This window comes from Streptomyces sp. 8N616 (assembly GCF_052246385.1).
GTDB lineage: Bacteria > Actinomycetota > Actinomycetes > Streptomycetales > Streptomycetaceae > Streptomyces.
This window is the reverse complement of sequence record NZ_JBQQBY010000004.1, coordinates 82003-96778: the sequence shown is the minus strand read 5'-3', so window position 1 is coordinate 96778 and position 14776 is coordinate 82003. Positions and strand designations below refer to the sequence as shown.

Below are 14776 nucleotides of genomic sequence, written 5' to 3'. Positions count from 1 at the left end.
GGCCGTGGCACAGCACGCGACCGAGCCGGAAGAGCACCAGCTCATCCGCATCGCCAAGGGCAATCCGAACGCCACCGAACTCGCCGCGCTCACCGCGGTGCTCCTGGCCCGCACCGCCGCCGTCGGAGCCGACCCCGACGACCTCTCCCGGCCCCGGCGTGCGGTGGCCCACTGGGCGCGCCCGGAGCGGGAGCCCGGCTTCACCGGCCCGCGCACCTGGCAGCGCCGGGGCGACGGGGGACGGGATCGTGCTCCTTGACCTCAACCCGAGTTGAGCTCCTAGCGTTCCGACTGCGAGGAGATCCTCGCGGAAGGCCCGCAGCTACAAGTCTTCGTTAAGTGAATTGCGGTGTCCTGAGTCGTGCCAAGAGACTGGCAACGGCATCGGGCGCATTAATTTCGAGTCCGTCATTTCTGCCCTTCGTCGGGGCAGTCAGCAATCCGAACGGGAGGATTCGTGTTGCCGACCGCGGTGGGTTCCGGAACCGGGTCTGCTCTGCTTGAGGAGCAGATCCGGAAGCTCGTCGACCGTTCCGAGATCGCAGCCTTGATTGATCGCTATGTCGTCTTGCTGGACACGCAGGACGAGGCGGGATTCGACGATTCCTGGCCCCGCTCCATCTTTACCGAGAACGTCCGGCTGAGCTTCCCGATCGGTGATCACGAAGGCTTGGACGGAGTGGCTGAATTTCACTACCAGGCGAAGAGGAAATTCGACCGGACGCACCATCTCGCCTCGAACTATCTCATCGGTCTGGACGGAGACCGGGCCGGCGTCCGCTTCCACATGCTCGCCACCCATGTGCATCCGGGTGAGGGACCGCTGTTCGACATCGGCGGCCACTACGAGGGAGAGGCGGTGCGCACGGCTGAGGGCTGGCGCTTTCAGCGGTGGGCCTTCCATCTGACCTGGTCCGCAGGACCGAAGCCGTGACCGGGGCCCAGGACGGCCCCCGACACCGTGAGGGTTGATCTTCCATGAACACCACTGCTCCACCCCTGGCCGGACGGCGGGAGTGGATCGGGCTGGCGGTGCTGGTCCTTCCAACCCTGCTCGTCTCCATGGATCTGACGGTGCTGCACCTGGCGGTGCCCGCACTGAGCGCTGATCTGCGCCCCAGCGGCACCCAACTGCTCTGGATCCTCGATGTCTACGGGTTCCTGATCGCCGGGTGGCTGATCACGATGGGGGCGCTCGGGGACCGGATCGGTCGGCGCAGGCTGCTCCTGGCCGGTGGTAGCGCCTTCGCCGTCGCGTCGGTGCTCGCCGCGTTGTCGTCCAGCGCCGAGTTGCTCATCCTCTCCCGCGGGCTGCTGGGCATCGCGGGCGCGACCCTGATGCCCTCGACCCTGTCGCTGATCCGCCACATGTTCCCCGACTCCGCCCAGCGCGGTGTTGCCATCGGCACCTGGATGACCAGCTTCATGGTGGGTGGAGCGATCGGCCCCCTCGTCGGCGGCGCTTTGCTGGAGAGGTTCTGGTGGGGCTCGGCCTTCCTGCTGGGCGTACCCGTGATGCTGCTGTTGCTGCTCCTGGGCCCCGTTCTCCTGCCCGAGTACCGCGCTCCCGAGGCCGGACGCCTGGATCTGGTGAGTGTGCTGCTGTCGCTGGCTGCCGTGCTGCCGGGCGTCTACGGAATCAAGCAGCTGGCCGAGCACGGCGTGGACTGGTCCGCCGGAGCCGCCTTCCTCGTCGGCCTCGCTCTCGGCGTGGTCTTCGTGCGGCGGCAGCGCGCGTTGCGTGACCCGCTCGTGGACCTGCGGCTGTTCTCCGATCGCACCTTCTCCACGGCTCTGACCACGCAAACCCTGGGCGTCTTCGCGATGGCGGGGACCCAGCTGTTCATCGGCCAGTACCTTCAGCTGGTGGTGGGGCTGTCCCCGCTGCAGGCCGGACTGTGGACGCTGCCGTCGACCGCCGCCGGGATCGTGGGCGCCATGCTGGCCCCCGCCGCCGTCCGCAGGATCCGTCCAGCCGCTGTGATGGGTGTCGGTTTGCTGCTGTCGGCCGTCGGCTTCGCCGCCATGACGCAAGTGACTCCGGACTCCGGGCTCACGCTCCTGATCAGCGCCTTCGTGGTGCTCTCCCTCGGCCTTGGGCCGACGATGACCCTGACCACGGACATGATGGTGGGTTCGGCCCCTCCGGAGCGTGCGGGAGCGGCCTCAGCGATCTCGGAGACCGGCAGCGAGTTCGGTCTGTCCATGGGACTGGCCGTCATCGGGAGCGTCGGCACAGCCGTGTACGGGACCCAGGCCAACGACGCAGTACCCGAGGGCGTTCCGGCCCGGGCCGCCGAGGCGGCCAGGGACACGCTCGGCGGTGCGGTCAATGCGGCTAGGACGCTGCCCGAGGGGCTCGCCGAGCAGTTGCTGGCCGGGACTCGGGCGGCGTTCACCAGCGGGCTGCACACCACGGCCGCCATCGGATGCGCCATCACCGTCGCTCTCGCAGCCGTTGCGGTGCCGCGGCTGCGCCACGTCCCGGCTACGGGGAAGGCCGCGGAGCCGGGTGAACCGACCGATGAGCCGGACGAGCCGGCCCCATCCACACAACGCGCCACGACCTGACGGGGGCACACTCCCATGACCACGTTGTCCTTGGCCGCGGTGCGCCGCTGCCACGACGTACTCAACGCCCTGCACTCGACAGCCTACTTCACCCCCCATCTCGACAAGGAGCTCGTCGCGTACGGCATCGACGACCCCATGGCCGTCTACCTGGCCGGCCGGGCCGCCGCCCTGGGGCCTGTCGGAGCCGGGACGGTCACGGCGGCGTTCTACAGCTTTCGGCACGATCTCGTGGCCCGGCACATCCCGGGAGTGTGGCGGGCGGCCACGCCGGAGACCGTGTGGGCGGCCCGGCTGCGGGCTGTCGACCTGACCCTGCGTGACGCGCTGGGCGGTGACGTCGTCGCCGGGCCGCTGGTCGCCGAGGCGGCGGAGCTGGCCCTGCGAGTCACCGAGGGATGCCGCCGGGAGGGACGCCCACTGTACTCCGCCCACGCGGATCAGCCGGTGCCCGATGAGCCGCACCTCGCCCTGTGGTTCGCGGCCACTCTGCTGCGCGAGCACCGCGGTGACGGTCACGTCACCGCACTCAGCGAGGCCGGGCTCGACGGCCTGGAGGCACTGGTCTCGCACACCGCCAGCGGCGACGGCATGCCCAAGGACGTGGTGATGACGAAGCGGGGCTGGTCCGAGCGGGACTGGAGCGCCGCCCAGCAGCGGCTGCGGCGCCAGGGCCTGATGGCCGCCGACGGAGCGCTGACACCCGCCGGGCACCGCATGCGCCATGAACTGGAGGTGACCACGGACCGGCTCGACCGCGATCCGTACGACGCCCTGGGTGCCCAGCGGGTTGAACGGCTGACGCAGCTGGTCGGGCAGCTGGTCGACCAGGCCGCGGCCACCGGGGTCTTCCCGGCCCCGCTGCTGCCGTTCTTCACCGGTGGGGCGCAGACCGCGAAGGGAGAGGCGCCGTGAGGGTCCTGTTCACGATCATGCCGGCCCCGGCGCACCTGTACCCGATCGTCCCGATCGCCTGGGCACTGCAGAGCGCGGGGCACGAGGTGCGGATCGCATCGCACCCGGACATCGCCGAGGCGACCACCCGCGCCGGATTGACTGCCGTGCCCCTGGGGCCCGAGGCCGACTTGGCCTCCTCGGTCCGGTCCGCCGCGGACAACGCGGAGCTGGAACGCATCGTCGGCGCCCTCGCCCTCGACCCCGCGGACCGCAATCTGTACACCGCCCTGCGCCACTACCTGATGGCCCCCTTCGCGCACTACTACCCGGCCCGCCTACCGGCGCCGTCCGAGCCGGCCATGGTGGACGCGCTGGTGGACTTCGCGCGCTCCTGGCGCCCGGATCTGGTGCTCTGGGATCCGCTCTTCTTCCCCGCGCCCCTCGCGGCGCGTGCGTGCGGAGCCGCACACGCCAGGCTGCTGTGGGGGCTTGACCACTTCGGCTGGGCGAGGGAGCGTTTCGTCAAGCGGCTGAACGCGCCGGGCGCCGAGCCGCGCGAGGACCTGATGGCCGCGATGATGCAGCCAACGCTGCAGCGCCTGGGTCAGGAATTCGCGGAAGAGCTGCTGGTCGGTCAGTGGACGGTCGACCCCACGCCGCCGCGGCTGCGGCTGCCGACCGATCTCGACCACGTGCCCGTCCGCTGGGTCCCCTACAACGGGGCGGCGGCGCTGCCGGGGTGGCTCCACGAGCGACCCACGCGGCCCCGGGTGTGCCTGACCCTCGGCGTGAGCGGACGGAAGTTCTTCGCCGACGATGCCGTCCCGGTCGCCGAACTGCTGGATGCAGTAGGAGCGTTGGACATCGAGATGGTGGCCACCGTGGACGGCCGTCAGCTCGCCGACCGTGGCGCGGTGCCGGAGAACGTGCGCACCGTCGACTACCTACCGCTCAGTCTGCTGCTGCCCAGCTGCTCCGCCATCGTGCACCACGGCGGTGCGGGCACGTTCGTCGCCGCGGCCTTTGCACGGGTCCCCCAACTGATCATCCCGAAGGAGGGCGGGGACTTCGTGGACCACGCCCGCTATGCCGCCGACTTCGGCGCCGGTCTCGTCGCCGAGCGCGCCGGGCTCACCGTTTCCCACCTGGTGAAGCAGGTCCTGCGGCTGCTGGACGAGCCCTCCTTCGCGGAGGGAGCGAACGCTCTGTACGCGGACCTGTCCGCGGTGCCGGGACCGGACGCACTCGTGCCGGAACTGGTGAAGCTGACCGAGAAGCACCGCTCGTAGCCCTCGCGCTGCCCGTCATCCACTGGAGGAAAAATCGTGTCCGACAAGCCCATCAAGCTCGCTGTGCTGATCGGCAGCGTACGGGGCGGACGCTTCGGCCCCACGGTCGCGCACTGGTTCGCCCGGCAGGCGCGGGAGCACGGCGACGTCACCGTCGATGTCATCGACCTGCTCGACCACCCGCTTCCCCTGCAGATGCCGCCCTTCGGCGAGGACCCCCAACCGGAGACGAAGGCCGTGCGCGACCAGCTTTCCGCGAAGCTGACCGAGGCCGACGCCTTCGCCGTGGTGACGCCCGAGTACAACCACACCACGTCTCCGGCACTGAGCAACGCCATCAACTGGTTCTTCGACGAGTGGGTGGCCAAGCCCGTCGGCCTGATCTCCTACGGGGGCATGGGCGGCGGGCTGCGAGCCACGGAGCACCTGCGCCAGATCTTCGCGGAGGTGCACGCGATGACTGTCCGGGATGTGCTGAGCTTCCACAACGCCTGGGAGAAGTTCGGCGAGGAGGGGCGGCTGTCGCCGGATGGCAGTGAGGGTGCGGCCAAGTCCCTCCTGGACCAGTTGGTGTGGTGGGCGGACGCGCTGCGTGAGGCGCGTGAGAGGACTCCGTACCGGCGCTGAGGCCCCGGCGTCCGGCCGAGCAGCGGCGGGCGCAACCTCCGGACGCCAGACATACAGGGCGGCGTGGTCAGGCCACGCCGCCCTGTCGTTTCTTCGGGAGACGCAGAATGATCAACGTATTCCAGCCCAGTCTGGGCGATGAGGAACTCCAGGCCGTAGCGGAGGTGTTCGCCAGCAACTGGCTGGGGCACGGGCCGCGCACCAAGGCCTTCGAAGCGGAGTTCGCCGAGCACATCGGGGCCGAGCCCGAGCAGGTGCTGTTCATCAACTCCTGCACCGCGGGGCTCTTCCTCGCCACCGAGCTGCTCGAGCTCGGGCCGGGCGACGACGTGGTGCTGCCGTCGGTGAGCTTCGTCGCCGCCGCCAACGCCGTCGCCGCGACCGGCGCGCGCCCGGTGTTCTGCGATGTGGACCCGCGCACTCTCAACCCGACCGCCGACCACATCGACCGCGCCCTGACGCCGCGCACCAAAGCGGTGCTGGTGCTGCACTACGGCGGTTACCCGGGCGACATCGCCGCTATCGCCCGACTGTGCCGGGCGCGCGGGGTCACCCTGATCGAGGACGCCGCCTGCGCCGTGGCCTCCAGCGCCGACGGCACTGCCTGCGGTACGTTCGGCGACCTCGCAGTCTGGAGCTTCGACTCGATGAAGGTGCTGGTCACCGGGGACGGCGGGGCGCTCTACGCCCGCGACCCCGAACTGGCTCGCAGGGCGAGGCAGTTGGCCTACCACGGGCTCGAGCAGTCCAGCGGATTCGCTGCGGCGAAGGTGTCCCACCGCTGGTGGGAGCTGAACGTCCGGCACTTCGGGCGGCGCATCATCGGCAACGACGTCACCGCGGCCATCGGCAGTGTCCAGCTGCGGCGGCTGCCGGAGTCGGTGGCCCGGCGGCGCGCGGTCGCCGAGAGCTATGACCGGCTCCTCGCCGGCGCCGAGGGCGTCACGCTGCCCGCGCCGCTGCCGCCCGGCCACACCGCCTCGCATTACTTCTACTGGATCCAGCTCGACCCGGCCATCCGCGACCAGGTCGCCGCCGACCTGCTGGACCGCGGCATCTACACCACCTTCCGCTACCCGCCGCTGCACAAGGTCCCCGTCTACCGGGCGGACGGAGGCGAGCTGCCCGGCACCGACGAGGCGTCGGACTCCACGCTGCTGCTGCCGCTGCACCAGGGGCTGGACGACGCGGACGTACGGACCGTGGTCGACGAGCTACGCAAGTCCGTCGAGAACCGGCTGTCCGCCTTCCGCGGCACCCCCGGAGACGGGGCCTGAGCCATGCGGATCGAGGAGACGGCCGTCCCCGGGGCATACGTCGTCACCCCGGACCAACTCCACGACCAGCGTGGCAACTTCTACGAGGGAATGCGCGCCGACGTCCTCGAAGAGGTCCTCGGGCACCCCTTCGTCCCTCGCCAGATCAACTACTCCACCTCAAGGCGTAACACGGTGCGCGGCATCCACGGGGTGGCCATCCCGCCGGGCCAGGCGAAGTACGTCACCTGCGTCCGGGGGGCGCTGCGCGACATCGTCGTCGAACTGCGCGTGGGATCCCCCGCCTTCGGACAGTACGCCGTCCACGAGCTGGACGCGTCCTCGGGGCGCGGCGTCTACGTCCCCGAGGGCGTCGGCCACGGATTTCTGACGCTCACCGACGACACCTGCATCTGTTACGTGCTGACGAGCACCTATGTGCCCGGCACCCAGATCGACATCGACCCACTGGATCCCGATCTCGCACTTCCCTGGGGATTCACGGAGCCGCCGCTGCTGTCCGACAAGGACGCGAGGGCCCCCACTGTGGCCGAGGCCAAGTCGGCCGGAGTCCTGGCCCGCTGGGAGGGCGACGGCGTCACCCACTCCGTACCGCTGTGAGGAGAGAACCGTCATGAAGGCTCTGGTGCTGTCAGGCGGGTCTGGAACCCGGCTGCGCCCGTTCAGCTACTCCATGCCCAAACAGCTCATACCCATCGCCAACAAGCCCGTCCTGGAACACGTCCTGGACAATGTCCGCGCACTGGGCGTCACCGAGGCCGGCATCGTCGTCGGCGACCGGGGCCGACAGATCGCCGAGGTCATCGGTGACGGCTCGCGGCTCGGGTTGCGCGTCACCTACATCCCGCAGGCCGAGCCGCTGGGCCTGGCGCACTGCGTCACCCTGGCCAGGACCTTCCTCGGCGACGAGGACTTCGTGATGTACCTGGGGGACAACATGCTGCCCGAAGGGGTGGCCGACATCGCCCAGGACTTCACCGCCGGGCGGCCGGCCGCGCAGCTCGTCGTACAGAAGGTGGCCGATCCGCGGGCCTTCGGGGTGGCGGAGCTGGACGCCGCGGGGCAGGTGGAGCGGCTGGTGGAAAAGCCCCAGCAGCCGCGCAGCGATCTGGCCCTGCTCGGCGTGTACTTCTTCACCTCGGCCATCCACCGGGCGGTCGCCTCGATCCGCCCGAGCGCGCGCGGCGAGCTGGAGATCACCGACGCCATCCAGTGGCTGGTGGCCCAGGGCGCCGAGGTCCGGGCGAGCGAGTACAGCGGCTACTGGAGGGACACCGGCCGCGCCGAGGACGTTCTTGAGTGCAACCGCAGGCTGCTCGAATCGCTGCGGCCCGGCATCGTCGGCGAGGTGGACTCCCGCAGCGAGCTCGACGGCCAGGTTCTCATTGAAGCCGGGGCGCGCGTGGTGCGTTCCCGGGTCGAGGGCCCGGCCATCGTGGGCGTGGGCTCGGTCGTCGAGGACAGCCACATCGGGCCCGGCACCTCCATCGGGCGCGATTGTGTGCTGCGCGACACCCGGCTGGCCGACTCCATCGTGCTCGACGGCGCGTCGATCGTGAACGTTCCGGGGCTGTACGGCTCGCTCATCGGCCGGAACGCCAGCGTCGGCACCTCAGCCCGGCACCGGCTCGTCGTCGGCGACCACACGCGGATCGAGGTGGCGGCATGAAGTTCCTGGTGACGGGCGGTGCGGGTTTCATCGGTTCGCACTACGTACGGACGCTGCTGGACGGCGGCTATCCGGGCTACGAGAGGACCCGGGTGACCGTCCTGGACAAGCTGAGCTACGCCGGGAACCGGGACAACCTCCCGGCCTCCCACCCCCGGCTGGAGTTCGTCCGCGGCGACATCTGCGATCTGCCGCTCCTGCTCGACCTGCTGCCGGGCCACGACGCGGTGGTGCACTTCGCCGCCGAATCCCACGTGGACCGTTCCCTGCAGTCCGCCGCCGCGTTCGTGCGCACGAACGCGGGCGGCACGCAGACGCTGCTGGACGCCTGCCTCGAGGTCGGCGTCGAACGGGTGGTGCACGTCTCCACGGACGAGGTGTACGGCTCCATCGAGGAGGGGTCGTGGACCGAGGAGTGGCCGCTTGCGCCCAACTCGCCCTACGCCGCCTCCAAGGCGGCCTCTGACCTGGTGGCCCGCGCGTACTGGCGCACCCATGGGCTCGATGTGTCGATCACCCGCTGCTCCAACAACTACGGCCCCTACCAGCACCCCGAGAAGCTGATTCCGCTGTTCGTGACCAACCTCCTGGAAGGCGAGCGGGTGCCGCTGTACGGGGACGGACGCAACATCCGTGAGTGGCTGCACGTGGACGACCACTGCCAGGCCGTCCAGCTGGTGCTGACCAAGGGTCAGGCAGGCGAGATCTACAACATCGGCGGCGGCAACGATCAGACCAACCTCGCCGTCACCGAGCGGCTGCTCCAGCTGTGCGGCGCCGACTGGTCCATGGTCCGGCACGTCGCCGACCGCAAGGGACACGACCTGCGCTACTCGCTGGACGACACCAAGATCCGCGAACAGCTCGGCTACGCGCCGCGGATCCCCTTCGACCAGGGACTGGCCGGCACCGTCGACTGGTACCGCGACAACCCCGGCTGGTGGAAGGCCGTCAAGCACGGGAGCGCCGACCGCGAGGGCCGCGACGACGACAACGCAGGGGAGAGGTGACCGGACATGAGTGACCACAAGGCACTGGTGCTGGACGAGACGCGCAAGCACCACCTGGACGTCCAGCGCGACGGTGGCTTCGTGCCCGGCGTCACCGAGATCTGGCCCTCCGGCGCGGTGCTGGACGCCGACGACCGGGCGGCGCTTGTGGAGGCGGCGCTGGACATGCGGATCGCCGCCGGGGACCGGTGCCGTAAGTTCGAATCCCGGTTCGCCCGGCTGCTCAAGCGGCGCAAGGCCCACCTGACGAACTCCGGCTCATCGGCGAACCTGCTGGCCCTGACCGCCCTGACCTCCCACACGCTGGGCGACCGGCGGCTGAGGCCGGGGCAGGAGGTGATCACCGTCGCCGCGGGGTTCCCCACCACCGTGAACCCGATTGTGCAGAACGGCCTGATCCCGGTCTTCGTCGACGTGGAGCTGGGCATCTACAACACCACCGCCGACCGCGTCGCCCAGGCGATCGGTCCCAAGACCGGCGCGATCATGATCGCGCACGCCCTCGGCAACCCCTTCGAGGTCGCCGAGATCGCCCAGCTCGCAAAGGACCACGGCCTGCTCTTCGTCGAGGACAACTGCGATGCCGTGGGCTCCACTTACGACGGCAGGCTCACCGGCACGTTCGGCGACCTGACCACGGTGAGCTTCTACCCCGCCCACCACCTGACGATGGGAGAGGGCGGCATCGTGCTCACCTCGGACCTGAAGCTGGCCCGGGTCGTGGAGTCACTTCGCGACTGGGGCCGGGACTGCTGGTGCGAGCCGGGCAAGAACAACACCTGCTTCAAGCGGTTCGACTACCAGATGGGCAAGCTGCCCAAGGGCTACGACCACAAGTACATCTTCTCCCACGTTGGCTACAACCTGAAGGCCACCGACCTGCAGGCCGCCCTGGGACTGACCCAGCTGGACAAGCTGGACGGCTTCATCGCGGCCCGGAGGCGCAACTGGCGGCGGCTGCGTGAGGGCTTGGACGGGGTGCCGCACCTGCTGCTGCCTGAGCCGACGCCGCGCAGCGAGCCGAGCTGGTTCGGCTTCGTCATCACCGTTGACCCCGACGCGCCGTTCAGCAGGGCCGCCCTGGTGGACTTCCTGGAGAGCCGCAAGATCGGCACCCGTCAGCTCTTCGCGGGCAACCTCACCCGGCAGCCCGCCTATGTGGACCGGCCGCACCGGGTGGTGGGCGAGCTGACCAACAGCGATCTGGTCACCGAGCAGACCTTCTGGGTGGGTGTCTACCCGGGGCTCACCGACGAAATGATCGACTACGTCGTCGATTCGGTGAAGGAGTTCGTGGGGAGGCACGGATGACCAGGGCCGCGTCCCTGCGCCCCCGCGAGGACATCGGGCTGCCCGGCCGTCTGACCCGATCCGCGGCCGAACGGGACGGGGGTGCCCAGCTGCGCACCGAGGATGTCGCCGAGTGGCTGGCGCAGCGGGCCCGTGCGCACCGCTTCGCGGTGGAGCGGATCCCGTTCGACCAGCTCGACGGCTGGTTCTTCCAGGAGACGACCGGAAATCTGGCCCACCGAAGCGGGCGGTTCTTCACCGTGGAAGGGCTGCACGCGCGGGTGGACGGGGAGTCGGTGCGGGAGTGGCGGCAGCCGATCATCAAGCAGCCCGAAGTCGGCATCCTGGGCATCCTGGCCAAGGAGTTCGACGGGGTGCTGCACTTCCTGATGCAGGCGAAGATGGAGCCCGGCAACCGGAACCTTCTGCAACTCTCGCCGACCGTGCAAGCGACCCGGTCCAACTACACCAAGGTCCACCGCGGCGCGGACGTGAAGTACATCGACCACTTCACCGCACCGGGTTGCGGGCGGGTGCTGGCGGACGTGCTGCAGTCCGAGCACGGCTCCTGGTTCTTCCGGAAGTCCAACCGGAATATGCTCGTTGAAACGACCGACGACGTGCCGCTCGACCCGGACTTCTGCTGGCTGACCCTGGGCCAGATCGGCGAGCTGCTGCGCCGCGACAACGTGGTCAACATGGACGCCCGTACCGTGCTGGCCTGCGCACCGGCCGTGTACCCGGAGAGCGAGGCGCTGCACTCGGACACCGAGCTGCTGTCCTGGTTCACGGGGGAGCGGTCCCGGCACGAGGTGCGGATCGAACGCATCCCGCTCGCCCAGGTCGCCGGCTGGCAGCGGAACGCGTGGGCGATCGAGCACGAGCACGGGCGGTACTTCCGGGTGGTGGCCGTAGAGGTGGAGGCCGGGAACCGAGAAGTGACCGGCTGGAGCCAGCCGCTGTTCGAGCCGGTCGAGAGGGGCGTGGCCGCCTTCCTCACCCGCCGGATCGACGGTGTGCCGCACGTGCTGGCGCACGCCCGGGTCGAGGGCGGCTTTCTGGACACTGTCGAGCTGGGGCCCACCGTCCAGTACGCGCCGGGCAACTACGCGCACCTGACCGGCGCTGACCGGCCGCCGTTCCTGGACTGGGTGCTGACGGCGGGGCCGGACCGGATCCGCTACGAGGCCGTCCACTCCGAGGAGGGCGGCCGCTTTCTCCATGCCGAGTCCCGCTACCTCGTCGTCGACGCCGACGACGAGGTAGCGGTCCCGCCCGGCTACCGCTGGGTTACGCCCGGCCAGCTCAACTCCCTTGCCCGGCACGGCCACTACGTCAACGTCCAGGCCCGCACGCTGCTCGCGTGCCTGAACGCACAGGCGGTGAGCTGCTGATGGCAACCTCGGCGCGCCCCGTACGGATCGGGGTGCTGGGCTGCGCGGACATCGCCCGGCGCCGGATGCTCCCGGCCATGGCAGCGTGCCCGGACGTCGAGGTGGTCGCGGTCGCCAGCCGGGACCCCGGCCAGGCCGAGGAGACCGCCCGCCCCTACGGCTGCCGCGCGGTCTGCGGATACGAGGCCCTGCTCGCCGACGAGACGGTGGACGCGGTGTACGTGCCGCTGCCCGCCGCGCTGCACGCCGAGTGGGTCGAGGCGGCCCTGCGGGCGGACAAGCACGTGCTGGCCGAGAAGCCGCTGACCCTGGAACCGGCCAGGACCGCGGGCCTGTTCCAGCTGGCCGGCGAGCGCCGGGTGGCGCTGATGGAGAACGTCATGTTCGTCCATCACCACCAGCACGACGTGGTGCGCAAGCTCGTCGCCGAGGGTGCGATCGGTGAACTCCGCTCCTTCCAGTCGGAGTTCACCGTTCCGCGGCGTGCCACGGACGACATCCGTTACGACCCCGGGCTGGGCGGCGGTGCGCTGTGGGACACCGGGGTCTACCCGGTGCGGGCTGCCATGCACCTGCTGGAGACCGAGCTCGAGGTCGTCGGCGCCGTCCTCACCGCTCATCCGGGCTTCGCCGTGGACACCGGGGGCGCGGCGTTGCTGCGCACCCGGGGAGGCGTCACCGCGCATCTCACCTTCGGTCTCGACCACGGCTACCGCTCCAGCTACACGATCTGCGGCAGCCGGGGCCGGATCACAGTGGACCGCGCGTTCACCTCGCCTGCCGGCCTTCGGCCCGCCATCCGGCTGGAGACCGGCACGGAGGTCCGCGAGCCCGTGCTCGCGCCACACGACCAAGTGGCGGAAACCGTTGCGGCGTTCGCTCGGGCTGCACGCGCCGGTATGAGCCTGGGCCGACCGGAAAGCCTGCGCCAGGCCATGCTCCTGGACCGCCTACGGCGGACCGCTGGGTCCAGCTGAGCGCGAGCCCGGAAGTGTTGTGAACCTCCCGCCCCGTGGCCTCGACGGCCGCCTTGCCGCCCGGCCACGTGCGCAGTTCCAGCATGCTGCGCCCGCTGGCCGGATCGGCTCACAGTGCCTCCGGGTTGGTGGCGGCGGCCGGTCAGCAGGGCTGGGCCCGCCGGACGGATCAGAACAGCCCGGCCAACCTCGGCATCCGGACCATGACCTACTCCCGCCCGAGGAAGATCGGGTTCGTCAGAGCCGCCATCGGTCCCGGCAGACCGCTCGCGCCGCCGTCCGCCGGAGCGTGCCGTATCTCCGCCCGCACATAGGCCGCATACGCAGGCGTCGTCCGCCACTCGACCGTCCCCGCGCCGGAGGCGGGCAGCGCAGTCGCGTAGAGCTGGCCCTGGTCCGTGACGAACCGGACCGAGCAGCCCGGGGTGCCGGAGACCTCCAGGCGCACCGTCACCTCGTCGTCGGCGTCCACTGCGAGACGGCCGCCGATCCCCGCGTGCTTCCCCCGGCCTCCGCTCGCCTGGAAGGCCAGCTGGATCGCCGAGGACTCGGCGATCCAGCTGCGCCCGGCGCGGATGCCCTCCAGGATCGCGGGCCGCGAGAGGTCGTCGGCCAGGACGACCGTCTGCGGAAGGCCGACGACCTGGGGCTCGCGGTGCGCGTCGCTGTTGGCCATGGCGGGCAGCCAGCGGCCGCGCCCGCGGATGGCGGCCACCAGGGTGTTGTCCCACTCGGCGATCGTCACCTCGTCGTCCGGGGTGAAGGGCCCGTTCCACACCTCCACCGCATCGGCGTCGTTGAGGCCGAACTTCCAGTTGCAGCCGATGCACGTCGCGTGCGGATGCGCCGGGACCACCAGACCTCCCGCCTCGCGGATCTTCCGGGAGAAACAGCCGAACGCGTTGTCCCGCGCGCGGTAGCGCCAGTCGATGAAGGTGCCGGGGTCGATGCCCAGCGCCACCACGTGGCCGTTCCGGGTCGTGACCTCCTCGCCGGTGAGGATGAGCAGGTCGTCACCCCACAGCCCCTGCCAGGCGCCGTGGCCGGACGACGTGTTGTGCTCGGTCGTGGTGATGAAGTCCAGCCCCGCGGCCCGCGCCGCCGCCGCCACCTCGGCCGGGGTCCGCTTGCCATCCGAATGGACGGTGTGGAGGTGGCAGTCGCCCCGGTACCAGGCCCGGCCGCGCCCCTTCGCCCGCTGCGGCGGATAGACGGGCTTCGGGGTTTCTCCCGAGGCCTCCGGCATGGGGGATCCCAGCTCGCCGTACCTCAGCGTGATCGTGACCTCGTAGTTCAGCCCCTGCGGCGCCACCGTGTACGGACCGAGGACGACATGCCAGGTGCCCGGCAGGACCGGGCCCGCGAGATAGGCGGGCGTCGCCTGCTCCGCACTGATCGCGAACTCCGAGCGGAACCCACCCGACCAGCCACGGAAGCCCCGGCCGCCGAGATCCGTACCGCGCTCGTCGAAGATACCGATGTCACACGCGTTCCCCTGCGTGCCCGGCGGGACCGCCGGTTTGTCGTAGCTGTACGAGACCGCGATCTCGCGGACCCTGCTGGGCACTTCGACGGGGAGATACACGAAGTCGGGCGAGCCCGTCGGCAGGTGACCGGTGACGGTCCTCGTCTCCTCACCGCCGCCGTCGCGCTCCTCGGCTCTGGCGAACGTCACAGTCCCGAGCGTAAGCGCCCCCGCCGCACCGGCGACAGCCGAGAGCCTCAGCACATCGCGCCGTTCCATGTGGATCCCCCCTGAGTCGGAAGTGCCGCTC

The 14776-nt window shown here is 70.3% G+C and carries 14 protein-coding genes; 13 read left to right on the top strand and 1 reads right to left on the bottom strand.

The genetic code is table 11. The features are described 5' to 3' along the window. The first annotated feature begins 4 nt into the window (after positions 1-4). From ACTWQC_RS05005 to ACTWQC_RS04945, 13 genes are all read left to right on the top strand, one after another. Entirely contained in the window at positions 5-259 is a 255-nt protein-coding gene (locus ACTWQC_RS05005) for an acyl-CoA carboxylase epsilon subunit (RefSeq protein ID WP_443314287.1), read from the top strand. Positions 260-460: 201 nt separating this feature from the next. Continuing rightward, a complete protein-coding gene (locus tag ACTWQC_RS05000) occupies positions 461-934 on the top strand; it encodes a nuclear transport factor 2 family protein (RefSeq protein WP_443314286.1) in 474 nt (157 codons plus the stop codon). 44 nt (positions 935-978) lie between these two features. Next, entirely contained in the window at positions 979-2571 is a 1593-nt protein-coding gene (locus tag ACTWQC_RS04995; RefSeq protein ID WP_443314285.1) for an MFS transporter, read from the top strand. A 15-nt stretch (positions 2572-2586) separates the two neighbouring features. Then, positions 2587-3486, top strand: a complete 900-nt coding sequence (locus ACTWQC_RS04990) for an SCO6745 family protein (protein ID WP_443314284.1) — start codon at positions 2587-2589, stop codon at positions 3484-3486. Beyond that, positions 3483-4757, top strand: a complete 1275-nt coding sequence (locus ACTWQC_RS04985; protein ID WP_443314283.1) for an activator-dependent family glycosyltransferase — start codon at positions 3483-3485, stop codon at positions 4755-4757. Before ACTWQC_RS04990 ends, ACTWQC_RS04985 begins: the two co-directional genes overlap by 4 nt. A 36-nt stretch (positions 4758-4793) precedes the next feature. Then, positions 4794-5384 (top strand): NADPH-dependent FMN reductase, encoded by a 591-nt coding sequence (locus ACTWQC_RS04980; protein ID WP_443314282.1) that lies wholly within the window; start codon positions 4794-4796, stop codon positions 5382-5384. Between the two features lie 107 nt (positions 5385-5491). Next, on the top strand, positions 5492-6661 hold the full coding sequence (locus tag ACTWQC_RS04975) for a DegT/DnrJ/EryC1/StrS family aminotransferase (RefSeq protein ID WP_443314281.1): 1170 nt from the start codon (positions 5492-5494) through the stop codon (positions 6659-6661). A gap of 3 nt (positions 6662-6664) precedes the next feature. Then, positions 6665-7261, top strand: a complete 597-nt coding sequence (locus tag ACTWQC_RS04970) for a dTDP-4-dehydrorhamnose 3,5-epimerase family protein (protein ID WP_443314280.1) — start codon at positions 6665-6667, stop codon at positions 7259-7261. Positions 7262-7274: 13 nt separating this feature from the next. After that, the gene (locus tag ACTWQC_RS04965) at positions 7275-8330 is read left to right on the top strand and encodes a glucose-1-phosphate thymidylyltransferase (protein ID WP_443314279.1); all 1056 of its coding nucleotides are present in this window, start codon (positions 7275-7277) and stop codon (positions 8328-8330) included. Continuing rightward, the gene (gene rfbB / locus ACTWQC_RS04960; protein WP_443314278.1) at positions 8327-9340 is read left to right on the top strand and encodes a dTDP-glucose 4,6-dehydratase; all 1014 of its coding nucleotides are present in this window, start codon (positions 8327-8329) and stop codon (positions 9338-9340) included. Before ACTWQC_RS04965 ends, rfbB begins: the two co-directional genes overlap by 4 nt. A 6-nt stretch (positions 9341-9346) precedes the next feature. Further along, on the top strand, positions 9347-10651 hold the full coding sequence (rfbH, locus tag ACTWQC_RS04955; protein WP_443314277.1) for a lipopolysaccharide biosynthesis protein RfbH: 1305 nt from the start codon (positions 9347-9349) through the stop codon (positions 10649-10651). Further along, entirely contained in the window at positions 10648-12024 is a 1377-nt protein-coding gene (locus ACTWQC_RS04950; protein ID WP_443314276.1) for an NDP-hexose 2,3-dehydratase family protein, read from the top strand. Before rfbH ends, ACTWQC_RS04950 begins: the two co-directional genes overlap by 4 nt. Further along, the gene (locus ACTWQC_RS04945; protein ID WP_443314275.1) at positions 11994-13001 is read left to right on the top strand and encodes a Gfo/Idh/MocA family protein; all 1008 of its coding nucleotides are present in this window, start codon (positions 11994-11996) and stop codon (positions 12999-13001) included. The genes ACTWQC_RS04950 and ACTWQC_RS04945 overlap by 31 nt, the downstream gene beginning before the upstream one ends. A 208-nt stretch (positions 13002-13209) precedes the next feature. On the opposite strand, the gene ACTWQC_RS04940 is transcribed toward ACTWQC_RS04945, so the two are convergent. After that, positions 13210-14745: a CehA/McbA family metallohydrolase gene (locus ACTWQC_RS04940; RefSeq protein ID WP_443314274.1), complete on the bottom strand. Its 1536-nt coding sequence runs from the start codon at positions 14743-14745 to the stop codon at positions 13210-13212. Between the last annotated feature and the right edge of the window lie 31 nt (positions 14746-14776).

Excerpts from the sequence above, each read along its gene's own strand:
- rfbB (WP_443314278.1), top strand. The coding sequence starts at position 8,327 with ATGAAGTTCCTGGTGACGGGCGGTGCGGGTTTCATCGGTTCGCACTAC.
- ACTWQC_RS04975 (WP_443314281.1), top strand. The coding sequence starts at position 5,492 with ATGATCAACGTATTCCAGCCCAGTCTGGGCGATGAGGAACTCCAGGCC.
- ACTWQC_RS04995 (WP_443314285.1), top strand. The coding sequence starts at position 979 with ATGAACACCACTGCTCCACCCCTGGCCGGACGGCGGGAGTGGATCGGG.
- ACTWQC_RS04965 (WP_443314279.1), top strand. The coding sequence starts at position 7,275 with ATGAAGGCTCTGGTGCTGTCAGGCGGGTCTGGAACCCGGCTGCGCCCG.
- ACTWQC_RS04940 (WP_443314274.1), bottom strand. The coding sequence starts at position 14,745 with ATGGAACGGCGCGATGTGCTGAGGCTCTCGGCTGTCGCCGGTGCGGCG.
- rfbH (WP_443314277.1), top strand. The coding sequence starts at position 9,347 with ATGAGTGACCACAAGGCACTGGTGCTGGACGAGACGCGCAAGCACCAC.
- ACTWQC_RS04950 (WP_443314276.1), top strand. The coding sequence starts at position 10,648 with ATGACCAGGGCCGCGTCCCTGCGCCCCCGCGAGGACATCGGGCTGCCC.
- ACTWQC_RS04990 (WP_443314284.1), top strand. The coding sequence starts at position 2,587 with ATGACCACGTTGTCCTTGGCCGCGGTGCGCCGCTGCCACGACGTACTC.
- ACTWQC_RS04970 (WP_443314280.1), top strand. The coding sequence starts at position 6,665 with ATGCGGATCGAGGAGACGGCCGTCCCCGGGGCATACGTCGTCACCCCG.